Source organism: Streptomyces sp. NPDC058086, assembly GCF_042885015.1.
In the GTDB taxonomy this organism is placed as follows: domain Bacteria; phylum Actinomycetota; class Actinomycetes; order Streptomycetales; family Streptomycetaceae; genus Streptomyces.
Window position 1 is genome coordinate 82,146 of record NZ_JBHVST010000026.1, and the last position, 21,866, is coordinate 104,011.

Below are 21,866 nucleotides of genomic sequence, written 5' to 3' on the forward strand. Positions count from 1 at the left end.
TATGAACCTGCTGGCCGCTGTATGGATTTACCGACCCCCATGTCCGACCCCCCGTGTCCCTGGGATCTTTGGAGGTGAGCCGCCGTGGCACTCTCGATTTCGGCGGTGGTGCTGCTGGCGATCATCGTCGTCATCCTGGTCAGGAAGTCCGGGTTGAAGGCCGGCCATGCGGTCGTGTGTGTCCTGTTCGGCTTCTATCTCGCCTCTTCGACGATGGCCCCCACGATCAGCGACCTGACGACGAACGTCGCGGACATGATCGGCAGCTTCAAGTTCTGACGGGTGCCGGCTGAGCTTTTGGAGCCGAACTCCGCCCACTGCCTGTCCTGTTCCGCTGCTTTGTACTGCCTGGCTCCGTAAACTTGGCGGATCCAGGACAAGTGAAGGCTGAGGCAGCGGCGCGTGGATGGACACAGTGCGGATGATCGGCTCCGGAAGCTGGCGAAGGCGTCTCCCAACTTCGGGCGCCTGTACGGGTACCAGCCTCTCCTGGCCATCTACGGCTCGCAGGCGGAGCTCACGGTTCTGACGAACCCGAACGCCGCCTACGTCAGCGCCGGGCAGTTCGGCGAGGTGCTGGCCGAGGAGTTCGTCACCCGTACCGGCACTCGGGTCGAGGGCACCAGCCAGTTCGACCGCCTCAACGCGCTGACGCGGGCAGGCGTGCTGGTCGGCTGGAGCCGTGACGCCTTCGACAAGCTCCGCCGAGGCCGCAACGACGCCGCGCACAACCACCTGTTCGACACGACGAAGGCACTCGAAGCGCTGAAGTTGTGCTGGCAGTTGGGTGATCTCTTCGACCGGGCCATGGGCGGCACGCGGACCGTGGGCGCGTTCGTCCCGCCGACCCTTCCGACTGACGTGCAGTCGGCCGACCCCGAGGAGATCACGGAGCTCCAGGAGGCGCTGGAGGGGCATCGCCGCGCGCTGGCGGAGTCGCGCGTGAAGCTGTCCGAGACCAGCGACCGCCTCGAAGCGGCGCGGCGGGCCCGTGAAGAGGCCGAGGCCCTCATCGCCAGTGCGGAGCGGACCAAAACCGCGTATGCCGAACAGATCGAGGAGTTGCGGACGCAGGTCTCGGAGCTGCGGACTGCCCACCAGCAGCAGTACGACCGAGAGCGTGTCCAGCCCCGCAAGGTCGCCTCCGCCGCCCGTGACGCCATCGTGGAGCGCGCGCAGCGCCCCGCCCCGCTCAACGAGGTGCAGGCGCGGAAGAAGATCGACGCGATGCTGTCCAAGGCGGGCTGGCTGATCCAGGCCAAGGCGGACGCCAACCCGCTGGCGGGCAGGGGCGTCGCCATCGAAGAGTTCACCCTGGCCACCGGCCGTGCCGATTACGTCCTCTACGTGGACGGGAAGATCGTCGGTGTCATCGAGGCGAAGCGTGAGGGAACCCGGCTCGCCGGAGCCCTCGCCCAGAACGAGCGGTACGCGGCGGGTGTGCTCAAGGAGCACGCGATGGCCGTGTGGCGCCGGGAGGGACCTGGTTCTACGACTTCCGTACTGGCCAGCACTTCACGCTCAAGCAGCGCCCGCTCACTCGTGCCCACCTGGACGATTTCGTGGAGGCGTACCGCTCCGGTGAGCCCACGGTGTCCCGCGTCGAGTCCGAGGACGAGAACGGCCCGTTCAGGAAGTTCAGCTACGAGGACCTGATCGCTCGCGACAAGGTCAGCCTCGACATCACGTGGATGAAGGACCCTGCGCTCGACGACGCCGACAGTGGCCTCGCGCCCGAGGTGATCGCCGAGGAGATCGTCCGCGACCTCCAGTCCGCCCTGAACGAGTTCACGGCCATCGCACGTGCCCTGGGCGGCGAGGTTGACGTACCGGAGGCCGAGGTCGAGTAGCCGACCCGCCGGTCAGTCTTCCGACGCGTACGACACGAAGTCGGCCCATGCCCCCAGCGTGAGCGCGAGCTGGGGGCCGGCGGCGTTCTTGGAATCGCGGACGTGCACCGTGCCGGGAGTGGTGGCGATCTCGACGCAGGAATCGCCGTCGGGGCCACTGCTGTAGCTGCTCTTGAACCACTCCAGTGCGGAGGTGGGCCTGGCAGTGGACTTGTGGATCATGTTTCTCCCAGCACTTGCTCGACGAGGGCCAGCGACTCCCCGGGTGGGAGAGCCTGGGCCCGGATGGTGCCGTATCGCAGCTCAAGGAGGCGCAGCTGCCTCAAGTCGGAGACCGGACGACCGTTGAATGCGCCGTCGGAACGTCCGACAGCCGTGCCGTCCTCGAACTTCAGCACTTCGATCCTGCCGCTCATACCGGGATGCGCTCCACTGTCCATGGGCATGATCTGAAGGGTGACGCTGTGCAACCGTCCCACCTCCAGCAGGCGTTCGAACTGCTGTCGCCGCACCATTGTGCCTCCAACCTTGCGGCGGAGCGTCGCCTCTTCCAGGACGAACCCAAGGGCGGGCGCGGGCGATCGGTCGAAGACGGACCGCCGAGCCATACGGGCGGCAACCCGGCGTTCCAAGTCTTCCGGTGAATAGGCTGGTTGCCACGATTCCAACAAGGCTCGCGTGTGCTCAGGCGTCTGCAACAGACCGGCGATGTTGCTGCTTTCGTACACCCCGATTTCGACCGCCCTGGCCTCCATCTGCGCCAGATCCCGCACCTTCTTCGGGTACCGAACCCTCTTCACGTCCTCCTTCATCGCCGAGAGCAACCCACCCGCCACCAACACCTCGTCGGCCTTGTCCAGATACTCAGGCTGGGGAATCCTCTTCCCGCCCTCGATCTTGTAGACCATGTCCTCGCCGTACCCGACCGCCTTCCCGAACTCGGCGGCCCGCATCCCCACCGCCTCCCGCCGCAGCTTCAGCTGCCGCCCGACGGTCGCGACGACCGCCACACCCCAGTCGTCGTCCGGGTCCACCTCCCAACCCGGCTCGTCCGCCTCGCTCTTGAGCCGTCCCGCTTCACCGTCCACCTGCTGCATCGCGCGCCCCTCCGTCGTACCACCGTGCCTCAACGCCCCTTACCCGTACGACCGTTCCGGACTGGCCGGACACCATCGGACAACGCCCGGACAGTCACCGTACGTATCGGCGTTGTCACTGTTCACGGTATGCACGCGCCGCCACGCTGAGTGACGTGAATCAAGAAACAGCCGCCCCCGAGGCTCAGCCCGTCACTCCCATCCGCAACTTCAGCGTGCTCCTGTCGCCGACGCCACGCGGCGCCCGTCTCGGCCGTCTTCTCGCCACCGAGCAACTCCGCACCTGGGGACTCCCCTTGGACCCAGCGGCGCACATCGTCGCCGAACTGGCGGCCAACGCGGCGACGCACGGACGTGTCCCGGGCCGCGACTTCCGGCTCACGCTCTACGTCGTCGCCGACACTCTCCGGATCGAGGCCACCGACACCCGCGGTGACCGTCTTCCGTACGCGCGACACTCCGCCCCCGACGCCGAGTCCGGCCGGGGTCTCGTCCTCGTCGACGCCTTGGCCGATCGCTGGGGCTGGGCCCCGGGGTCGCCCCCGCGCAAGACGGTATGGGCCGAGCTGGACCTCGTACCGGAACCCGACTGCCCGTGTTCCGGTACGACGGGCGGTCTTTCCCAAGAAACACAAAGGTGAAAGAACCCGACCAAGCCCCACCCCTCCCGCCCGCCGCGCAAACTCACCCGCGCGGGTGAACATCGCCAACTCAGCTGGATCAGGGGCCGGTTGCCTGCCCTACGCTCGGCGCAACACAACCGCAGACATGCGACGGCCCCCGCCGGGACGGCAATCCCAATGCGAGGGCCTGACCACCGAGGAAGACAAGGACTTCCCGATGGATACGCAGAACCCTAGCGGGCCCCCGCGCGCCCAGTCCCGGCTTGTCGAGAACAAGCACCCGAACCGGCACGCCGCGCACTCCGGCGGCCTCACCCACGAAAACACCCGCCACACCACCCGCTTCACGGTGGTTGGCAACCACCTCGCCCAGCACCCTGAGCTCTCGCTTCTCGCCATCGGGCTGGCCGTACACATCCAGTCGCTCCCCGCCGGCGCCCGCGTCGACATCAAGACGCTCACCGCCCGCTTCTCCGAGGGCGCGACCCGTATCGCCGCCGCCCTGCGCGAGCTCGAAGCCCACGGCTACCTGCGCCGCGCCCGCGAACGCGTCCCGGGCGGCCGTATCGTCACCCGCACGGTCTCCTGCAACCAGCCCGGACGCCGTACGGGCCACGGGGCTGCCCTCGAACCCGCCGCACGGCCCGCACGACCCCCGCACCCCACCCCGGGGCATCCCGGGACGCGTGCACCCCGCAAGCCCCTCCCCGCAGTACCGCTCCCTTCCTGCCCCGCCCCCGCCCTCCTCCAGGTCGCCGCCGACCTCCTCGCGGACCTGCGCCGCGACGACCCTCGCCTGCTCCTCTCCACCTGCGACAGCGCTCACCTCACCCCTGGCGTCGCAGCCTGGCTGGAGCGCGACGTCAGCGCCACCGCCGTACGCCGTGCACTCATCAGCGACCTGCCGCCCGAAGGGCTACGACGTCCGGCAGCCCTCCTGGCTCACCGACTCGCCGCGCAGCTGCCACCACCGCCCCCGTTCCGTGCGCCCACCCCGCCGGCGGCCGCCCGGCACCCACTCCAGACCTGCGACGGCTGTGAGCGCGCCTTCCGGGCCCCCGAGCCCGGTCGTTGTCGCGACTGCCGGGTCGCCGTCCCCACGGCTGCCTGACACGCGCTTGTTCAGGTATCCAGACCTTCAGGTCATTGGCTTTGCGACACGAAAGGTTCCGGGCTCCGCTATGGCCGGCTCCCCTCTTGTGGACAGAAACTCCGCCGATGCGCTTCCGCCCTCCTCCCGAGGCCGGCTCGGCTGCCGCCCCGGCTCGATACTCTGGCGGGGGCATCCCCAGGAGGACACGATGAGCACCCAGTCTGATCACGGACACGAGCTGATCCCCCGTCCCGAGCACACCCCTGACGCCCTGCGCGCGGCCCTCGCGGTCGTCGACCCGGGCCGCCTGGAGGAGATGCAGGCCAAGAAGGACGAGGCATTCGCCAAGGCGGTCGAGTGGCAGTCACTCAGCCCCGTGCAGAGCTGGGCCCTGACCTGGGCCAGGGACATCGAGATCGCCCGCCGCCCCGATCTGTCCGCCCGTTACTCCCACGCGAAGAGCCATCTGGAACACGAAGATCAGGCCACTGCCCAGGAAGCGCTCCGAGAACTGACCTCCGTCCTGGACGAGGCCATGAAGGCAGTCCGCGCGTGAGCTGGAAGTGGGAGTACGCCTTCGGTGCGGAGGAAGCCGCTCGTACCGCTCCGGCCGACTTTCTCGCGTAAGTCGAAAGAAAGGCGGACGAACTGGTCAGGGCGGCCGAAGCCTTCCACATTCACGGCCGGGCCCACGAAGGGGACGACCCGAAGGGCGGCGACATCATCATCCCCGGCGGGATGTTCACGTATCAGGTCGTCGTGCGGAGCGAGCGCGTCTACATCGTTCAGATCACATATCTGGGTTTCTGAACCGTCGGCTCATCGGGCCCGGAGGAGTGCGATCCGGAAACGGACGGGCCGCAATCGGCCACCTTCATCCGAGGCCTGCTTTCCGGCTTGACTGGCCCCCGTCCGGCTCGGGAATCGTGATCGTAGCGATAGCGATCAACGACTGGTTCCAGGGCCGTACCACCCTGAACGAGAAAAAGCTTCGCAGTCGCTATCTGGAGATCACTCAGCGGCGCAACAAGATCGCCCACGACGCCGACCTGATCGACGGCGATCTCAAGCAGCGCCGCCCGATCGACGAGGCCGAGGTCACCGACGCGATCGACTGGATCGAGCGGATCGCGCTGGCGATCGCCTACGTACTCGACGACCAGGGGTGACGGGCGGCCGGGGGAGGGCGGACGGTGGGCCGGGCGCCTCGTAGGGTGGGTTCCATGACGGAACTGCCCGACCGGCGTCTGCTCCTGGTGCACGCGCATCCGGACGACGAGTCGATCAACAATGGCGCGACCATGGCCAGGTACACGGCCGAGGGCGCCCATGTGACGCTGGTGACCTGCACCCTCGGCGAGGAGGGCGAGGTCATCCCGTCCGCGCTGGCGCATCTCGCGCCCGACCGCGAGGGCGGGCTCGGCCCGCACCGGATCGGTGAGCTGGCCGCCGCCATGAAGGAGCTCGGGGTCACCGACCACCGCTTCCTCGGCGGTCCCGGGCGCTTCGGCGACTCCGGGATGATGGGCCTGGAGCAGAACGACCGCGCGGGCGCCTTCTGGTCCGCCGACGTCGACGAGGCCGCGGAGTACCTGGTCGAGGTGATCCGCGAGGTCCGCCCCCAGGTGCTCGTCACCTACGACCCCGACGGGGGCTACGGACACCCGGACCACATCCAGGCCCACCGCGTCGCCGTGCGCGCCGTCGAGCTGGCCGCGGACCCCGCCGTCCGCCCCGACCTCGGCGCGCCCTGGGAGATCAGCAAGGTCTACTGGAACCGCGCCCCGCGCGCCGTCGTCGAGGAAGGCTTCCGACGGCTGCGCGAGGCCCTGCCCGGACTGCCCTTCGAACACTCCGCCGCCGTGGCCGACGTACCCGGCGTGGTCGACGACACGGTGGTCACCACCGCGATCGACGGGACCGCGTACGCCACCGCGAAGGCCGCCGCCATGCGGGCGCACGCCACCCAGATCGAGGTGGCCGAACCCTGGTTCGCGCTGTCGAACGCACTCGCGCAACCGCTGTTCACCACCGAGTACTACGAGTTGGTGCGCGGGGAGCGCGCGGGACCCGGTCGTGAGACCGACCTCTTCGCGGGGATCGAACAGGGTTCCACGGGGGCCGAGCAGAGATCCACGGGGATCGAGCAGGGATTCACGGGGATCGAGCAGGGATTCACGGGGATCGAGCAGGGAAAGGCGGACGCGTGATGAGCATGTCGGGACAGCGGGGGAGCGCGCTCGCCCAGCCGCTGCCACGGCCCTCGGCCGGGCGGATCGTGGCCCACCTGGGCCTGTTCCTGCTCGGCACGGTGGTCGGAGCCGCCGGGACGCTGGTGCAAGCCGCCTGGTTCCCGGGCGGGTTGCTGCTCGCCCTGGCCGGCGCCGCCGGGCTCTTCCTGGGCGGATCGCGGGCGACCGGTTCCCGGGCCGGCGCCGTCGCGCCCGCCGTGGGCTGGATGATCGCGGTCGTCCTGCTCACCTCCACCCGTCCGGAAGGGGACTTCTTCTTCGGTGCGGGATTCGGTTCCTACCTCTTCCTGCTCGGCGGGATGGCCGTGGCTGTGATGTGCGCCACGCTTGGTCTGGGGCGGCAACCGCACGACTCCGTCGTCCGACTTGGGAAGTGACGTACCACTTCGCCGTACCGGACAGGTGCGGGTCCCGTGCGAGTTTCCTGGACGGGCGAGGTTTGCGCGCCGAATGCGGCCAGTATGGTGGTGCGCGCCGCCGAGCTGCCCGAGATGAGGTCGAGTAAACGGGCGGCGGAGCCAACCGGGAGAACCTGCCTTGAGTCGTGAAACTGACAGTTCGTCCTCCGGGCCCAACGGGCGCGGTGGAGCCGCGTACCCGTCGGGGACGCCCCCCTACGGGACCCCCACGGTTTCCGAAAACGGTGCCGACGCGGGCCGTTCGGCCGCCGGCACCCCGCCGGAGGAGCGCAAGACCGAGACCACGCTGACGACACGGATCCGGATCAACATCCCCGGATCGCGGCCCATCCCGCCGGTCGTCGTGCGCACACCGGTCGGGGACACCGAGTCGCCCGCCGAGTCCGCCGGTTCCGCGGGAGCCCCGGCGGAGGCGCAGCGTGCCGTGAGTGCGCCCGTGGCAGCGTCCACGGCCACCGAGACCTCGGCCGAAGCCGCCGCCGCGGGCGGTGCTCCGGCCAGAGAGAAGACCAGCGACTGGTTCGCACCCCGCAAGTCCGGTGCGCCGGGCGGCGGCCCGGGCGGCGGGTCCACCAATGGGGCGGGCCTGCCCGGCGGTTCGGGACCGGGTCCCGGGGCGCCGCAGGGCGCGCCGGGCGGCAACGGCACCGGCGGTACGCGTCCGGGTGCCCCCGGTGGCGCGAACGGCGCCGGTCCCCTGGGCGGTGCCCGGCCCGGCGGGGCGAACGCGCCCCGCCCCGGGAGCGGCGGTACGAACGGTGCCGGGCTGCCCGGTGCCACCGGCGCCGGACCCGTGGCCCCCGGTCACGGCGGCGGCACCGGTTCCTTCGATGTCTCCGCGGCGCTGGGGAACACGGCCTCGTTCCCGGCCATAGGCAGCGACGGCCCGGGCGGCCCCGGAGGCCCGGGTGGCCCCGCAGGGCCGGGTGGCGAACCGCGCCGTGACGACCTCCCGTACTTCGCGGAGAACTTCTCGGGGAACGGCCGGGGCGGTCCCGCGGGTCCGACCGGCGGTCCGGTCACCGGTGACGGCCCGTTGGTGCCGCCGGTCGGCCCGGGCGTGGCTCCGGGCAGCCTGGCCGGTGGCCCCGGTGGCCCCGGTGGCCCCGGTGGTCATGGCGTCCCCGGCGGGCACGGCGCGGCCGGCCTCGGTACGGGATACCCCGGTGGCGGCCTCAGCGACGACACCGCGATCCTCACCCCGCAGAAGCCCGCGCCCGATCCGGGCGGCCAGGGCTACGTCGGCCCCGTGGACAACGTCTCCGGGCACACCCTGACCAGCGGCATTCCCGTCGTGCCTGCCGCCCAGAACTCCCCGTTCGGGCCGGGCGCGCACACCGACGGACCGCTGCCGCACACCCCGCCGAAGGCGCCCGAGCCTGCCCCGAAGCCCGCCGCCTCCTCGAAGAAGCCGGCCAAGAAGAAGGGCCGCAGCAAGCTGACGCTCCTGGTCGTCGCCGTGGTGTTCATCGGCGGTGGCGTCTACGGCGCGGGGCTGCTGATGAACCGCTCGGACGTCCCCAAGGGCACCACGGTGCTCGGCGTCGACATCGGCGGCGGCACCCGCGACGAGGCCGTCAAGAAGCTCGACGACGCCTTCGGGGCCAATATGAACAAGGCGCTCAGGCTGTCGGTGGACGGCACCACGGTCTCGCTCAAGCCGGATCAGGCCGGGCTCCAGTTCAACGCCCAGGACACGGTCCGCGCCGCCGCGGGCAGCGACTACAACCCGGTCTCCGTGATCGGCTCGCTGTTCGGTCAGCAGCGCGTCGTCGAGCCGGCGATGCCCGTCGACGAGGAGAAGCTCCAGGCCGCCCTGGAGCGCACCGCGGGCGGCTCCGGGTCGGTGAGCGACGGCACCATCAAGTTCGAGTCCGGCAAAGCCGTCGCCGTGTACGGCAAGGCGGGCAAGGGCATCGACGTGGCGGCCTCGACCCAGGCCGTCGAGGACGCGTACCGCGCCCAGGTCGAGACCGGCACCGCCACCCCGGTGAAGGTCGCCACCACGACCCGTCAGCCGACCGTCTCGAACGCCGAGGTCGACCGGATGATGAAGGAGTTCGCCGAGCCCGCGATGTCCGGCATCGTCATCGTTCGGACCGACGCGGTGCACAGCATCAAGTTCGGTCCCGTGTCACTGCCGAAGATCCTCGGCTTCAAGGCCGTCAACGGCAAGCTCGTCGAGACGTACGACCTCACGGCGCTCAAGAAGGCGTACGGCACCACCTTCGACGGCGTGCAGATCCAGACCGCGAGCGGGAAGCGCGCTCTCACGCCGCAGGACGTCGTCACCGCACTGGGCAAGGTCCTGCGCGGCAAGACGGCGGCGGAGCGCATCGGAGTCATCGACACCAAAGCGAGCTGACCCCTGGTCGTCCGGATGAACGGAGCCCCTGCCCGCACCGGGCAGGGGCTCCGTCGTCGCAGCACGGGGACCCCTGGACCGTGCCGCACGACATGACATCTGTCATCCGGCACTCGGGACCGCCGACACTGCCGGGCACCGGGCCCTCGCGGCCACGATGGTTCCCATGACGACAACAGCGGCGCCCGCCACCACCCCGGTGGTCGGGTTCGATCAGGTGAGCAAGAGCTACGGGAACGTACGGGCCGTCGACGGGCTGACGCTCGACCTGCACCCGGGCGAGACCGTCGCCCTGCTGGGTCCCAACGGCGCGGGCAAGTCGACCACGCTGGACCTGCTCCTCGGCCTCAAGCACGCCGACACCGGCGCGGTCCGGGTGTTCGGCGCGAGCCCCCGCGAGGCGATCGTCGGCGGCCGGGTGGGCGCCATGCTGCAGAGCGGCGGCCTGATGGACGAGGTGACGGTCGGCGAGCTGGTGAAGCTGGCCTCCGATCTGCACCCGAAGCCGTACAAGGTCAGTGACGTGCTGGCCCGCGCGGGCATCTCGCAGATAGCCGACCGCAAGGTCAACAAGCTGTCCGGCGGCCAGGAACAGCGCGTCCGCTTCGCGCTCGCCACCGCCGGCGCCAACGACCTCATCGTCCTGGACGAGCCCACCACCGGCATGGACGTCTCCGCCCGCCAGGCCTTCTGGGCCACCATGCGCGAGCAGGCCGACCAGGGCAGGACCGTCCTGTTCGCCACGCACTACCTGGAGGAGGCCGACGCCATCGCGGACCGCGTCCTCGTACTGCACCGGGGCCGTCTGCTGGCCGACGGCACCGCCGCCGAGATCAAGGCGAAGGCCGGCGCCCGCCGTATCGCCTTCGACCTGGAAGTCCCCATCGACGAGGCCCCGTTGCGCGCCCTGCCCTTCCTGACCTCGATCGACGTCTCCGGGCACACCGTCCGCATCCAGTCCTCCGACGCCGACGCGACCGTACACGCGCTGTACGGGCTCGGCCTCTACCCCCGCAATCTCGAAGTCGCCGGGCTCGGGCTCGAGCAGGCCTTCGTCGCCATCACGGCCGCCGAGGAGGCGAAGTCGCAGTGAACAGCCTCATCAAGCTCGAGATCACCCGCGCCCTGCGCAACAAGAAGTTCCTGTTCTTCTCGGTGGTCTACCCCTCGGCCCTGTTCCTGCTCATCGCGGGCAGCGCCGACAGCACCACCAAGGTGGACGGCACCGGGCTCACCCTGCCGACCTTCTTCATGGTCTCCATGGCTTCCTTCGGCGCCCTGACCGCGGTCCTGATGGGCAACAGCGAACGCATCGCGAAGGAGCGCGAGAGCGGCTGGGTACGGCAGCTCAGGCTCACCACCCTGCCGGGCCGCGGCTATGTCCTGGCGAAGACCGCCAGCGCCGCCGTGATCAGCCTGCCGTCGATCGTGGTCGTCTTCGTGGTCGCCGCGGCCGTGAAGCACGTACGGCTGGACGCCTGGCAGTGGCTCGCGCTCACCGGCGCGATCTGGGCCGGCAGCCTCGTCTTCGCCGCGCTCGGCGTGGCCATCGGCTATCTCGCGAGCGGCGACGCGGTCCGCCCGATCACGATGATCCTGTACTTCGGGCTCTCGGTGCTCGGTGGCCTGTGGATGCCCACGACCACCTTCCCCGACTGGCTCCAGAAGATCGCGTCCTGGCTGCCCACGCACGCGTACGCTGCCCTCGGGCGGTCCATCGAACTGGGTGACGCCCCGCACGCGAAGGACCTTGTCATCCTCGCCGTCTCCTTCCTCCTCTTCGCGGGCGGCGCGGCATGGCTGTACCGGAAGGACACGCTGAAGGCGTGAGCAGCGTCGGCATCGGGCAACCCCCGCAGAATCGCAGGCAGAAGATGGTCAAGGCCATCTGGACCGGCATCTGGCTCGTCTATCTGAGCGCCCCCGTCAGCGACCTGGTGCACGGCGGGCACAGCACCGGTGTCGTCGTGCTCGGCTGGTTCGGCCTGGTGGCCTTCGTCGGGTGGTACGGGGCGCTGGTCTTCCGCACCGGCCGCGGCGAGACGACCCCCTTCGTGTTCGTCTCGCTCGTGGTCCTCGCGGCCGAGGCCGCCCTGCTCTCCTTCACCCTGGGGCGGGAGTGGCTCGTCCTGTTCGTGTACGTCTCGATCGCGTCCGGCGCGGTGCTCCCGCTGCGGCTGGCGCGCTGGGCCATCCCGGCCGTCTCCGCCGTGCTGACGGCGATCGCCCTGACCGTTTCGGGCGGCAAGGCGTATCTGGCGGGGCTGCTGATCCCGGCGTTCCTCGGCGGGTTCGCCATGACCGGCGTCCGCGAACTGATCCGCACCACGATCGCGCTGCGCGAGGCCCGTGCGACGGTCGCCCAACTGGCCGCGAACGAGGAGCGCCTGCGCCTGGCCCGCGATCTGCACGACCTGCTGGGCCACTCGCTCTCCCTGATCACCCTCAAGAGCGAGCTGGCCGGCCGGATGCTCCCCGACCACCCCGAGAAGGCGGCCCAGCAGGTCGCCGACATCGAACAGGTCAGCCGGCAGGCCCTCGTCGATGTGCGCGAGGCCGTCACCGGCTACCGGCGGCCCCGGCTGTCCGGCGAACTCGCGGGCGCACAGGTCGCGTTGACGGCGGCGGGCGTCACCGCGGACCTGCCCGCCGAGCCGGACCTCACCGATGTCGCCGAGGAGAGCGAGTCCGCGCTCGCCTGGGCGCTGCGGGAAGCGATCACCAATGTCGTACGGCACAGCGGGGCCCGGCGCTGCACCGTGGAGCTCGTGCGCCGCCAGACACTGGACGGCCCGGTGCTCGAACTGAGCGTGGAGGACGACGGTTCGGGTGGCTCGGGCCATGGTCCGGGCAACGGTCTGACGGGCCTGACCGAGCGGCTGGAGAAGGCGGGCGGAGCCCTGGAGGCGGGCCGGGTGCGGCACGGGTTCCGGCTGGTCGCACGGGTACCGGCGCAGGCCCCCTTCGAGGCCGCCGATCACCCCGTAGGATCCGGTGCATGAGCCGCACGATCAAGGTCCTGCTCGCCGAGGACCAGTCGATGGTCCGCGAGGCGCTGGCCGCGTTGCTGGGCCTCGAGCCCGACATCGAGGTGGTCGCCCAGGTGGCGCGCGGCGACGAGGTGCTGGCCGCGGCCCGCGCCCACGACGTGGATGTGGCGCTCCTCGACATCGAGATGCCGGGCAAGACGGGCATCGAGGCGGCGGCCGAGGTCCACAAGGAACTTCCCGGCATCAAACTGCTCATCCTCACGACCTTCGGCCGCCCCGGCTATCTGCGCAGCGCCATGGAGTCCGGGGCCGACGCCTTCCTCGTCAAGGACGCCCCGGCCGCCCAACTCGCCGCGGCGGTCCGCAAGGTGCTCGCCGGCGAACGGGTCATCGACCCCACCCTCGCGGCCGCCGCCCTCGCCGAGGGCGCCAACCCCCTGACCGACCGCGAGCGCGAGATCCTCCGCGCGGCGGCCGACGGCTCCACCAACGCCGAACTGGCCACCGCCCTCCACCTCTCCCAGGGCACGGTCCGCAACTACCTCTCGACAGCGATCCAGAAGCTGGCGGCGCGCAATCGCGCGGAGGCGGTCCGGATAGCACGAGAGAAGGGCTGGCTGTAGCTCAGTTCAACATCGCCCGAGCCGCCCGGGCCTGCCCCCGAACCTTCTCCGCCGAAGGCGGATCCACCGCGGCGACCACATCGGCGTAGGCATCCAACTCCGCGGCTCCACCCAGGAAATCCCCACGCTGAACAAGCAACTGAGCCCGCTCGTACCGCAATCGCGCAGGATGCGAAGGCAACACCAGCGACAACTCCACGGCCCACAGGCTGACATCCGACCGCTCCGGCCGCGCCGCCGCCCACGCCCGGACGTTGTTCAGGATCCGCACGACCACGTCGAGCGGAGGGGCGGGGACGAGCATCGAGGGATCGAGAGGCGCCCCGGTGGCGCCCTGCACGAGCAGCTCGGCATCGGAGCCGCTCAGCACCCGCCCCCCGTCGAAGGGGTCGGCGAGCACCTGCTGCTCGGCCGGCCCGAAGCCCACCACGAAATGCCCGGGCAGGGCGACCCCGTACACCGGCGCGCCGGCCCGCCTGGCCACCTCCATCCACACCACGGAGAGCAGGATGGGCAGCCCGCGCCGCCGCCGCAGCACCGCGTGCAGCAGCGACGACTCCAGCCGTTGATAGTCCCCGGGCGAGCCCCGGAACCCGCAGCGCCCGCCGAGCAGCTCGGCGAGCGCGGTCGCCCAGGGCAGCGCCCCACCGGGCCGGAACGGCAGCTGTCCGGCGAGCCGGTCGAGTTCGATCTGCGCCGCGTCGGTCCCCGCCTCGTCCAGCGTGCCGTCCGCCGCCGCCCCGATCAGCAGACACAGCGCCGCCAGGTCGGGGCGCTCGGACCGCGCCTCCTCGGCGAACCTGCGCCGCACCTCGGCGGCCCGCTCCGGCTCCGGGGGTTGGGGGGAAGGCATGGCGATCTCGTACCCCTTCACGCCGGTCGACGGCGGTCGCCGGCGGACACCTGAGGCGCACGGTAGTGGTGGTACGTGTGATGCGCCGCGAAGCCCATCCCGGCGTACAGCGCCCGCGCCCCGGCGTTGTCCGCCTCCACCTGGAGCCAGGCCGCCGAGGCGCCCTCGTCCAGGGCACGACGGGCGAGCGCGGCCATGACGGCGGTGGCGAGGCCCCGGCGGCGCTGGGCGGGGTCGACCTCGACGGCCGCGAAACCGGCCCACCGCCCGTCGACGACACACCGCCCGATCGCGGCCGGAGGCTCCCCCTCGGCGCCGGGCACCGTCGCGAACCACACCGAGGGCCCGCTGCCCAGGACGTGCAGCGCGACCTCGCTCAGCCCCTTGCGCTGGTAGCGGCCCAGCCATGCCTCGTCGGCCACGCGGGCGAGGACCACCCCGGAGGCCTCCGGGGCCTCGCGGTCGGCGAGCGGCGCGAGCGCGCCGATCCACAGCCCGGCGCTCACCTCGCGCGCCCAGCCGCGCGTCTCCAGCTCCGCACACAGCACCTCCTGCGCGCCCTCGGCCCCGGTGGCGGTCTGGATGTAGGCGGGCAGGTCACGGGCCGCGTACCAGTCACGTACGTACGTCAGCGCCTCGTCGAGCGGCACGCCCGGGTCGCCGAGCGGCAGCACGGAGTTCGCGCGCCGGGTGAACCCGGAGGCCGCCCGCAGCTCCCAGTCGCCGAGCCGCTCGCTCTCCACCGGCTGCCAGGCCCGCGCGGCGACCCGCGCCAGCTCCTCGTACGAGGCCGCGGGCCCTCGCCGACGCGCCGGGGCGGCCGGTACGACCTTGCCCGCGACCAGCGAGGACTCCGGAATCCGGACACTCTCGCCGTCCCGCCGTGTGATCAGCAGCACACCCTTGTCCCATGATGTGAGAACACCGACCGTGTCGGTGAACTTCTCACCCCGGACGGCACCTTCGATATCTATGATCATCCGCCGAACAGAGACACGTTTGCCCACGTCAGCAGCGGTGATGCGGACCTCAAGACGTCCGGCCGCAGAGATTTCCACAGGTCAGTTCACCCCTCCTGTATGGATCACGCCCCGGAACGGAGATACTAGGTGCGGGCATCGACGACGCCGCGCTCCCGCGCGCCAGGCGGCGGAGCCTATGGAGGCCCGCCAGCGCCCTATCGAGGAGGAACGACAGCGTGACCTACGTCATCGCGCAGCCTTGTGTCGACGTCAAGGACAAGGCGTGCATCGAGGAGTGCCCGGTCGACTGCATCTACGAGGGCTCCCGGTCCTTGTACATCCACCCGGACGAATGCGTCGACTGTGGAGCCTGTGAGCCGGTGTGCCCGGTCGAGGCGATCTTCTACGAGGACGACACTCCTGAAGAGTGGAAGGACTACTACAAGGCGAACGTCGAGTTCTTCGACGAGCTCGGCTCGCCCGGCGGCGCCAGCAAGCTCGGTCTGATCGAGCGCGACCACCCCTTCATCGCAGCGCTGCCGCCGCAGAACCAGTAAGCGGCCGCACCTACGCGCCGCCTCGGTCCCGTACGGCCCGATCCCCTCGATCGCCGTACGGGGCCGAGGCGTTTGCCGTAGCAGCCCGTACCGGCCACAGGCGCGCCGGCCGTGTGTGTACGGGTGGTACGAACGAGAAAGTGAGCCCGATCCCGTGTCCGCAGTCTCCGACCGGCTTCCCGCCTTCCCCTGGGACAAGCTGGAGCCCTTCAAGGCGACGGCCGCCGCTCATCCGGGCGGCATCGTCGACCTGTCCGTCGGCACCCCGGTCGACCCGGTGCCCGAGCTGATCCAGAAAGCTCTGGTCGCGGCAGCGGACTCGCCGGGCTATCCCACGGTGTGGGGCACGCCCGAACTGCGGGACGCGCTCACCGGCTGGGTCGAGCGGAGGCTCGGCGCTCGGGACGTCACGCACCACCACGTGCTCCCGATCGTCGGCTCCAAGGAACTCGTCGCCTGGCTCCCCACCCAGCTGGGCCTGGGCCCCGGCGACAAGGTGGCGTACCCGCGCCTCGCGTACCCGACGTACGAGGTCGGCGCGCGCCTGGCCCGCGCGGACCACGTGGTCTACGACGACCCCACGGAGCTGGACCCGACCGACCTGAAGCTCCTGTGGCTGAACTCCCCGTCGAACCCGACGGGCAGGGTCCTCTCCGCCCGGGAACTCACCCGGATCGTCGCGTGGGCCCGCGAGCACGACATCCTCGTGTTCTCTGACGAGTGCTACCTCGAACTGGGCTGGGAGGCCGATCCGGTCTCGGTCCTGCACCCGGACGTCTGCGGCGGCTCGTACGAGGGGATCGTCTCGGTCCACTCGCTCTCGAAGCGCTCGAACCTGGCCGGCTACCGCGCCGCGTTCCTCGCCGGTGACCCCGCCGTCCTCGGCGACCTCCTCCAGATCCGCAAGCACGGCGGCATGATGACGTCCGCGCCGACCCAGGCCGCGGTGGTCGCCGCCCTCGCGGACGACGTCCACGTCCGCGAACAGCGCGAGCGCTACGCGGCCCGCCGCACCGCCCTGCGCGAGGCGCTGCTGCGCCACGGCTTCCGCATCGAGCACAGCGAGGCGAGCCTGTACCTGTGGGCCACCCGCGGCGAGTCCTGCTGGGACACCGTCGCCCATCTGGCCGAACTGGGCATCCTCGTCGCCCCGGGCGACTTCTACGGCGAGGCGGGCGAGAACTTCGTCCGCGTGGCCCTGACGGCGACGGACGAGCGGGTGGCGGCGGCGGTAGAGCGCCTGGCGCTCTAGGGGCGCGGGGCTCTGACATCTGCGGCTCCGCCGCGTGGGCGCGCCCAGCCCCCACCGGCCCGCACGCCAGGAACCGACACACGCGAAGGGGTCCAGGGAAACTCCCTGGACCCCTTCGCCGTACAGCTACAGCATGTGCACGGCCCCGGCGGCTAGCCGAGCGGCAGCCCCTTCAGCGGCAGCTGCCCCGTCGGCAGACCACCCTTGGTCACCGCGTCCGTCGGAAGACCACCACCGGTCGTCTTCGCCGTGTCACCGAGCAGACCCCCGGCCTGCCCCGCCGCGTCCCCGGCCACCTTCTGCGCGGTCGGCGTCGCCGTCCTGGCGACACTGCCACCCGTCTTGCCCGCGGCCGGGACGGCCTTCTTGAGGGCGTTGCCGCCGGTCGTGCCCGCGAGCCCGGTGACGTTCTGCGTCGCACCGTCGACCGTGTTGCCGACGTGCGCGCCGTCCAGAGCGGTCAGCCCGCCGAGATCGGGCGTGGCCGGGAGTTCGGCCGCCGCGCTGGCGGAGCCGGCCGCACCGACCACGGGCGCCGCTCCCGCTGCGATGAGCAGCGCGGCACGGGCGATCCGGCGGGTCAGGGGGAGGGACATGATGCTCCTTAGACGGAAGAGAACGGTGAAGTGTCCACCCGCGCCCGGGAGTTGACCGTTCGGCCGCCGACCGGCTGTCGGGCGACCCGTTGATCGTTCCGGGCTCGGACGCAGTGACTACCGCTCGAGACCCGCGAAGGTTGCGGTGGCCCGACGTAAAGAGTTGGTAATGCGTCGCATTATCGGTTGTGGATAAAAACGGGCAAAGAGTATCCGGTCGGAAAGTCTGCCGAATCCTTACGGCCCTTTGTTTCCAAGGGGTCCGGCGGATTCTGGAGTCAGCACGCGAAAACCTGCTCGCAGCGGCAACGCGCCACGCCGCGCATCCCCCGTACAGGTGAGGCCCCGTACTACTGCGCGGTGACGATGCGGACCTCGGCGGCGGACTGCGTCGTCGTCGAACCGCCCTTGGCGTCCGCCGCGCGCCACTCGCCGTTCCTTTCCCCTGCCGTCCACTCCCGCCCCGCGTAGGAGACCCGTTGGATGTGCAGCGCCGAGGAGTTGGCCACCGCCCAGTGCGCCAGCTCCCAGCCACGCTGGCGGACGGTGGAGCCGCCCGTGGGGTCCTTGCGCACGGGCACGGTCACGGTCCGGCCGGAGACGGTCGGCGAGGGGGCCGGTGTCGGGGAAGCCGCCGTGGAGGCGGAGGAGCCCGCGGTGCTCACATCGGCTCCCGCGTCCTGCACCACCTCGCGCCCGAAGTCCCGTACGAGCGCGGCGCGCACCGAGTCCGGGCCGCCGACCGGGGTCGCCCCCGGGCGGCCCTCACAGGTCAGCGTGGCCGCCGCGCGGCCGGTCAGGGCCGCGGCCAGCAGCGTCGCGTCCGGCTCGTGCTTCGCGTACGCCTGCGGATAGCCGCTGCGCTGCACGCGCTGCGCGGCGACGGTGAGCGGCAGCCGCGTGTAGCCCGGCACCTTGGCCAGGTGTTCGTAGAACATACCGGCCGCGTACGTCGGGTCCATGATCTGCTTCGTCGTCCCCCAGCCCTGCGAGGGGCGCTGCTGGAACAGACCGAGCGAGTCCCGGTCGCCGTGCTGGATGTTGCGCAGCCCCGACTCCTGGAGCGCGGTCGCGAGGGCGATGGCCACGGCGCGCTCCGGCAGCCCGCGGGTGGTGCCGACCGCCGAGATCGTCGCCGCGTTCACCGCCTGCTCCGGGGTGAACTCGTACGACGCGCCGTCGCTCTTGCCCGAGACGACTCTGCAGCGAGGCGCACCCGTCCCTCCTGTGAGGTACTGCACCGCGAGGTACCCCGCGAGCGCGAGCGTGACTACGACGGCCGCCCCGAAACGGAAGAGGCGGCCGCGCCGGACAGGAGTGGGGGACGGCTCTGGCACGCCTACAAGGTACTGGAGGCGACTGTTGGCGACGTATGGGGTTGTGGACAACCCGTGCGCGGCAGAGCGCCGAGCAGGGGGCGCTAGGGTCGAGGGCATGGCCGACACCACCCTTGACCTCACGCTGGACGCCGCCGAGCTCACCGCGCGGCTCGTCGACTTCCCCTCGGAGAGCGGCAACGAGAAGCCGCTCGCGGACGCCGTCGAGGCCGCGCTGCGCGCCCTGCCGCATCTGACGGTCGACCGGTACGGCAACAACGTCGTGGCGCGTACGAACCTGGGGCGGGCCGAGCGTGTGATCCTCGCCGGCCACATCGACACGGTCCCCATCGCCGGCAACGTGCCCTCGCGCCTCGACGAGGACGGCGTCCTGTGGGGCTGCGGCACCTGCGACATGAAGTCCGGCGTCGCCGTACAGCTGCGCATCGCGGCCACGGTCCCCGCCCCCAACCGCGACCTCACCTTCGTGTTCTACGACAACGAAGAGGTCGCCGCCCACCTGAACGGCCTGAAGCACGTCGCCGAGGCCCACCCCGACTGGCTGGCGGGCGACTTCGCGATCCTCCTGGAGCCGACGGACGGCCAGGTGGAGGGCGGCTGCCAGGGCACGCTCAGGGTGCTCCTGAAGACCAAGGGGGAGCGTGCCCACTCCGCGCGCGCGTGGATGGGCTCCAACGCGATCCACGCGGCGGCCCCGATCCTCGCCAAGCTCGCCGCCTACGAGCCGCGCACGCCGGTCGTGGACGGCCTCCGGTTCCACGAAGGCCTCAACGCCGTCCGCATCGAGGGGGGCGTGGCCACCAACGTGATCCCCGACGCCTGCACCGTCGTCGTCAACTTCCGCTACGCGCCCGACCGCAGCGAGACGGAGGCCGAGGCCTTCGTGCGTGACTTCTTCGCCGACTGCGACATCGACGAGTTCATCATCGACGACCACACCGGCGGGGCCCGGCCCGGCCTGACCCACCCGGCCGCCGCGGCCTTCCTGGCGGCCGTCGGCGGCGAGGCCCGCCCCAAGTTCGGCTGGACGGACGTCGCCCGCTTCAGCGCGCTCGGGGTGCCCGCGGTGAACTACGGGCCCGGCGCGCCGCTCCTCGCCCACAAGGTGGACGAGCGGGTGCGGGCGTCGGAGATCCCGGAGGCGGAGGAGCGTCTGCGCGCCTGGCTGACGTCCTGAGGGCCCGCCCGAACCGTCATGGTGCACGGCGGACATGCGCATGTCCCCCCTCCGTAACCCGCGCAGATCTACGCTGGGGCTGAACCACCTGCAAGCGGAGGGAGCGCACATGGCTACTGGCAACCCCGAGGGCAAGAAGCAGCCACCGGAGGAGCAGCGGCTGGGGCCGGTACTGCGCAGGCGCGGACAGGTGCAGGCGAGCACCACGGACCAGCGGCTGCTCGACGCGGGCGGCCCCTCCGACTGGGTGCACACCGACCCCTGGCGGGTCCTGCGCATCCAGTCGGAGTTCATCGAAGGCTTCGGCACGCTCGCCGAACTCCCGCCAGCGATCAGCGTCTTCGGCTCCGCCCGTACACCGGTGGACTCGCCCGAGTACGAGGCGGGAGTCGCGCTCGGCCGAGGCCTGGTCGAAGCCGGCTTCGCCGTCATCACGGGCGGCGGGCCCGGCGCGATGGAAGCCGCCAACAAGGGCGCCTGCGAGGCCAAGGGCATCTCGGTCGGCCTGGGCATCGAGCTCCCCTTCGAACAGGGCCTCAACCCCTACGTCGACATCGGCCTCAACTTCCGGTACTTCTTCGTCCGCAAGATGATGTTCGTCAAGTACGCCCAGGGCTTCGTGGTCCTGCCCGGCGGCCTCGGCACCCTCGACGAACTCTTCGAGGCCCTCACCCTCGTCCAGACCCAGAAGGTCACCCGCTTCCCGATCGTCCTCTTCGGCACGGCGTACTGGGGCGGTCTTGTCGACTGGCTCAAGAACACCCTGATCGCCCAGGGCAAGGCCTCGGAGAAGGACCTCCTCCTGTTCCATCTCACGGACGAGGTGGAGGAAGCGGTGGCCTTGGTCTCCAAGGAGGCAGGCCGGTAGAGGAGCGGCCCCGCAAGGGGCGCGGGGAACTGCGCGACCGGTGGGGGCGAGGAAGGTCTACGCCAGGCCCCGGCGGGCCACCGTCGGAGGGCGGTGGCCCGCGATCGACGTCACCATGTCCAGGACCTGACGGGTCTCGGCGACCTCGTGGACGCGATACACCTGCGCCCCCAGCCACGCCGACACCGCCGTCGTGGCCAACGTCCCCACCACCCGCTCCTTCACCGGTCTGTCGAGCGTCTCCCCGACGAAGTCCTTGTTGGAGAGGGAGACAAGCACGGGCCACCCCGTCTCCACCATCTCGCCCAGCCGCCGAGTCGCCTCCAGGCTGTGCCGGGTGTTCTTCCCGAAGTCGTGCCCGGGGTCGATCAGCACGGACTCCCGGGGCACGCCCAGAGCCACCGCCCGCTCGGCCAGCCCCAGAGTCACCCGCAGAATGTCGGCCATGACGTCGTCGTAGGCGATCCGATGCGGCCGCGTACGAGGCTCGGCGCCCCCGGCATGGGTGCACACCAGCCCCACCCCGTACCGCGCGGCCACCTCCGCGAGCCGGGGATCCACGCCACCCCACGCGTCGTTGAGCAGATCGGCCCCCGCCTCGCAGACCGCCTCCCCGACCTCGTGCCGCCAGGTGTCGACGCTGATGATCACGTCCGGGAACCGCCGCCGCACCTCGGCGACGAAACCCACCGTGCGGCGCGCCTCCTCCTCGGCGGTCACCTCTTCCCCGGGCCCGGCCTTCACCCCGCCGATGTCGATGATGGCGGCGCCCTCGGCCACCGCCTGCTCCACGCGGGCGAGCGCGGGCTCGTCGCGGAAGGTGGCTCCCTGGTCGTAGAAGGAGTCCGGGGTCCGGTTCACGATGGCCATGATCACCGGCTCGTGCGGGTCGAATTCGTGCCTGCCCAGCCTGAGCATCCCCTGTGACCTCTCCTAGTAAGTCCCGCTGCTT

25 protein-coding genes are annotated in these 21,866 nt (G+C 71.0%); 18 read left to right on the top strand and 7 right to left on the bottom strand.

Annotated features, from left to right (window positions below):
* The first annotated feature begins 84 nt into the window (after positions 1 to 84).
* From ACFVWD_RS21810 to ACFVWD_RS21820, 3 genes are all read left to right on the top strand, one after another.
* Positions 85 to 279, top strand: coding sequence for a hypothetical protein (locus tag ACFVWD_RS21810; RefSeq protein WP_054228237.1), 195 nt, complete (start codon positions 85 to 87; stop codon positions 277 to 279).
* 123 nt (positions 280 to 402) lie between these two features.
* A complete protein-coding gene (locus ACFVWD_RS21815; RefSeq protein WP_389598181.1) occupies positions 403 to 1,656 on the top strand; it encodes a type I restriction endonuclease in 1,254 nt (417 codons plus the stop codon).
* The gene (locus tag ACFVWD_RS21820; RefSeq protein ID WP_389598183.1) at positions 1,593 to 1,850 is read left to right on the top strand and encodes a methyltransferase; all 258 of its coding nucleotides are present in this window, start codon (positions 1,593 to 1,595) and stop codon (positions 1,848 to 1,850) included. The genes ACFVWD_RS21815 and ACFVWD_RS21820 overlap by 64 nt, the downstream gene beginning before the upstream one ends.
* 12 nt (positions 1,851 to 1,862) lie before the next feature.
* Here ACFVWD_RS21820 and ACFVWD_RS21825 read toward each other — a convergent pair whose 3' ends face one another.
* Both ACFVWD_RS21825 and ACFVWD_RS21830 read right to left on the bottom strand, forming a co-directional pair.
* On the bottom strand, positions 1,863 to 2,072 hold the full coding sequence (locus ACFVWD_RS21825) for a DUF397 domain-containing protein (RefSeq protein ID WP_389598185.1): 210 nt from the start codon (positions 2,070 to 2,072) through the stop codon (positions 1,863 to 1,865).
* Positions 2,069 to 2,947, bottom strand: a complete 879-nt coding sequence (locus ACFVWD_RS21830) for a helix-turn-helix domain-containing protein (RefSeq protein WP_389598186.1) — start codon at positions 2,945 to 2,947, stop codon at positions 2,069 to 2,071. Before ACFVWD_RS21830 ends, ACFVWD_RS21825 begins: the two co-directional genes overlap by 4 nt.
* Before the next feature lie 155 nt (positions 2,948 to 3,102).
* Between ACFVWD_RS21830 and ACFVWD_RS21835 the strand changes: the two genes are divergently transcribed.
* The 11 genes from ACFVWD_RS21835 to ACFVWD_RS21885 all read left to right on the top strand — a co-directional run bounded on the left by ACFVWD_RS21835 (position 3,103) and on the right by ACFVWD_RS21885 (position 13,312).
* Complete coding sequence (locus ACFVWD_RS21835) at positions 3,103 to 3,588, top strand: ATP-binding protein (RefSeq protein ID WP_389598187.1); 486 nt, start codon at positions 3,103 to 3,105, stop codon at positions 3,586 to 3,588.
* Between the two features lie 199 nt (positions 3,589 to 3,787).
* On the top strand, positions 3,788 to 4,681 hold the full coding sequence (locus ACFVWD_RS21840) for a helix-turn-helix domain-containing protein (protein ID WP_389598188.1): 894 nt from the start codon (positions 3,788 to 3,790) through the stop codon (positions 4,679 to 4,681).
* Between the two features lie 190 nt (positions 4,682 to 4,871).
* Positions 4,872 to 5,219 (top strand): hypothetical protein, encoded by a 348-nt coding sequence (locus ACFVWD_RS21845; protein ID WP_389598190.1) that lies wholly within the window; start codon positions 4,872 to 4,874, stop codon positions 5,217 to 5,219.
* A gap of 370 nt (positions 5,220 to 5,589) precedes the next feature.
* Positions 5,590 to 5,832 (top strand): hypothetical protein, encoded by a 243-nt coding sequence (locus ACFVWD_RS21850; protein ID WP_389598191.1) that lies wholly within the window; start codon positions 5,590 to 5,592, stop codon positions 5,830 to 5,832.
* A 54-nt stretch (positions 5,833 to 5,886) separates the two neighbouring features.
* Positions 5,887 to 6,873 (top strand): N-acetyl-1-D-myo-inositol-2-amino-2-deoxy-alpha-D-glucopyranoside deacetylase, encoded by a 987-nt coding sequence (gene mshB, locus ACFVWD_RS21855; RefSeq protein WP_389598192.1) that lies wholly within the window; start codon positions 5,887 to 5,889, stop codon positions 6,871 to 6,873.
* Positions 6,873 to 7,292, top strand: a complete 420-nt coding sequence (locus tag ACFVWD_RS21860; RefSeq protein WP_389598194.1) for a DUF6113 family protein — start codon at positions 6,873 to 6,875, stop codon at positions 7,290 to 7,292. Before mshB ends, ACFVWD_RS21860 begins: the two co-directional genes overlap by 1 nt.
* Before the next feature lie 160 nt (positions 7,293 to 7,452).
* Positions 7,453 to 9,699, top strand: coding sequence for a hypothetical protein (locus ACFVWD_RS21865; RefSeq protein WP_389598196.1), 2,247 nt, complete (start codon positions 7,453 to 7,455; stop codon positions 9,697 to 9,699).
* Positions 9,700 to 9,865: 166 nt separating this feature from the next.
* Positions 9,866 to 10,792, top strand: a complete 927-nt coding sequence (locus tag ACFVWD_RS21870) for an ABC transporter ATP-binding protein (RefSeq protein WP_389598198.1) — start codon at positions 9,866 to 9,868, stop codon at positions 10,790 to 10,792.
* Complete coding sequence (locus ACFVWD_RS21875) at positions 10,789 to 11,529, top strand: ABC transporter permease (protein ID WP_389598199.1); 741 nt, start codon at positions 10,789 to 10,791, stop codon at positions 11,527 to 11,529. The genes ACFVWD_RS21870 and ACFVWD_RS21875 overlap by 4 nt, the downstream gene beginning before the upstream one ends.
* Positions 11,526 to 12,701: a sensor histidine kinase gene (locus tag ACFVWD_RS21880; RefSeq protein WP_389598201.1), complete on the top strand. Its 1,176-nt coding sequence runs from the start codon at positions 11,526 to 11,528 to the stop codon at positions 12,699 to 12,701. The genes ACFVWD_RS21875 and ACFVWD_RS21880 overlap by 4 nt, the downstream gene beginning before the upstream one ends.
* Positions 12,698 to 13,312, top strand: coding sequence for a DNA-binding response regulator (locus tag ACFVWD_RS21885; protein WP_168510936.1), 615 nt, complete (start codon positions 12,698 to 12,700; stop codon positions 13,310 to 13,312). Before ACFVWD_RS21880 ends, ACFVWD_RS21885 begins: the two co-directional genes overlap by 4 nt.
* A 1-nt stretch (position 13,313) precedes the next feature.
* Here the strand turns inward: ACFVWD_RS21885 and ACFVWD_RS21890 are convergent, their stop codons facing one another.
* A complete protein-coding gene (locus ACFVWD_RS21890) occupies positions 13,314 to 14,165 on the bottom strand; it encodes a tetratricopeptide repeat protein (protein WP_389598202.1) in 852 nt (283 codons plus the stop codon).
* 17 nt (positions 14,166 to 14,182) lie between these two features.
* Positions 14,183 to 15,223, bottom strand: a complete 1,041-nt coding sequence (locus ACFVWD_RS21895; protein ID WP_389598204.1) for a GNAT family N-acetyltransferase — start codon at positions 15,221 to 15,223, stop codon at positions 14,183 to 14,185.
* A 140-nt stretch (positions 15,224 to 15,363) separates the two neighbouring features.
* On the opposite strand from ACFVWD_RS21895, the gene fdxA reads away from it, so the two are divergent.
* Entirely contained in the window at positions 15,364 to 15,684 is a 321-nt protein-coding gene (gene fdxA / locus ACFVWD_RS21900; RefSeq protein WP_018089397.1) for a ferredoxin, read from the top strand.
* Between the two features lie 154 nt (positions 15,685 to 15,838).
* A complete protein-coding gene (locus ACFVWD_RS21905) occupies positions 15,839 to 16,936 on the top strand; it encodes a bifunctional succinyldiaminopimelate transaminase/glutamate-prephenate aminotransferase (RefSeq protein WP_389598206.1) in 1,098 nt (365 codons plus the stop codon).
* Positions 16,937 to 17,088: 152 nt separating this feature from the next.
* Here the strand turns inward: ACFVWD_RS21905 and ACFVWD_RS21910 are convergent, their stop codons facing one another.
* Together ACFVWD_RS21910 and ACFVWD_RS21915 are read right to left on the bottom strand one after the other, a co-directional pair.
* A complete protein-coding gene (locus ACFVWD_RS21910) occupies positions 17,089 to 17,532 on the bottom strand; it encodes an ATP-binding protein (RefSeq protein ID WP_389598208.1) in 444 nt (147 codons plus the stop codon).
* 350 nt (positions 17,533 to 17,882) lie between these two features.
* Positions 17,883 to 18,869, bottom strand: a complete 987-nt coding sequence (locus ACFVWD_RS21915) for a heavy metal transporter (RefSeq protein ID WP_389598210.1) — start codon at positions 18,867 to 18,869, stop codon at positions 17,883 to 17,885.
* Positions 18,870 to 18,966: 97 nt separating this feature from the next.
* Between ACFVWD_RS21915 and dapE the strand changes: the two genes are divergently transcribed.
* Positions 18,967 to 20,046 (top strand): succinyl-diaminopimelate desuccinylase, encoded by a 1,080-nt coding sequence (gene dapE / locus ACFVWD_RS21920; RefSeq protein ID WP_389598212.1) that lies wholly within the window; start codon positions 18,967 to 18,969, stop codon positions 20,044 to 20,046.
* Positions 20,047 to 20,155: 109 nt separating this feature from the next.
* Positions 20,156 to 20,914: a TIGR00730 family Rossman fold protein gene (locus tag ACFVWD_RS21925; protein WP_054228224.1), complete on the top strand. Its 759-nt coding sequence runs from the start codon at positions 20,156 to 20,158 to the stop codon at positions 20,912 to 20,914.
* 57 nt (positions 20,915 to 20,971) lie between these two features.
* On the opposite strand, the gene folP is transcribed toward ACFVWD_RS21925, so the two are convergent.
* Entirely contained in the window at positions 20,972 to 21,832 is an 861-nt protein-coding gene (gene folP, locus ACFVWD_RS21930; RefSeq protein ID WP_101400502.1) for a dihydropteroate synthase, read from the bottom strand.
* Positions 21,833 to 21,866 lie beyond the last annotated feature (34 nt).

Coding starts and splice junctions, on each gene's coding strand:
- ACFVWD_RS21825 (WP_389598185.1), bottom strand. CDS start 2,072: ATGATCCACAAGTCCACTGCCAGGCCCACCTCCGCACTGGAGTGGTTC.
- ACFVWD_RS21830 (WP_389598186.1), bottom strand. CDS start 2,947: ATGCAGCAGGTGGACGGTGAAGCGGGACGGCTCAAGAGCGAGGCGGAC.
- ACFVWD_RS21840 (WP_389598188.1), top strand. CDS start 3,788: ATGGATACGCAGAACCCTAGCGGGCCCCCGCGCGCCCAGTCCCGGCTT.
- ACFVWD_RS21845 (WP_389598190.1), top strand. CDS start 4,872: ATGAGCACCCAGTCTGATCACGGACACGAGCTGATCCCCCGTCCCGAG.
- mshB (WP_389598192.1), top strand. CDS start 5,887: ATGACGGAACTGCCCGACCGGCGTCTGCTCCTGGTGCACGCGCATCCG.
- ACFVWD_RS21860 (WP_389598194.1), top strand. CDS start 6,873: ATGAGCATGTCGGGACAGCGGGGGAGCGCGCTCGCCCAGCCGCTGCCA.
- ACFVWD_RS21870 (WP_389598198.1), top strand. CDS start 9,866: ATGACGACAACAGCGGCGCCCGCCACCACCCCGGTGGTCGGGTTCGAT.
- ACFVWD_RS21885 (WP_168510936.1), top strand. CDS start 12,698: ATGAGCCGCACGATCAAGGTCCTGCTCGCCGAGGACCAGTCGATGGTC.
- ACFVWD_RS21890 (WP_389598202.1), bottom strand. CDS start 14,165: ATGCCTTCCCCCCAACCCCCGGAGCCGGAGCGGGCCGCCGAGGTGCGG.
- ACFVWD_RS21910 (WP_389598208.1), bottom strand. CDS start 17,532: ATGTCCCTCCCCCTGACCCGCCGGATCGCCCGTGCCGCGCTGCTCATC.
- dapE (WP_389598212.1), top strand. CDS start 18,967: ATGGCCGACACCACCCTTGACCTCACGCTGGACGCCGCCGAGCTCACC.
- ACFVWD_RS21925 (WP_054228224.1), top strand. CDS start 20,156: ATGGCTACTGGCAACCCCGAGGGCAAGAAGCAGCCACCGGAGGAGCAG.
- folP (WP_101400502.1), bottom strand. CDS start 21,832: ATGCTCAGGCTGGGCAGGCACGAATTCGACCCGCACGAGCCGGTGATC.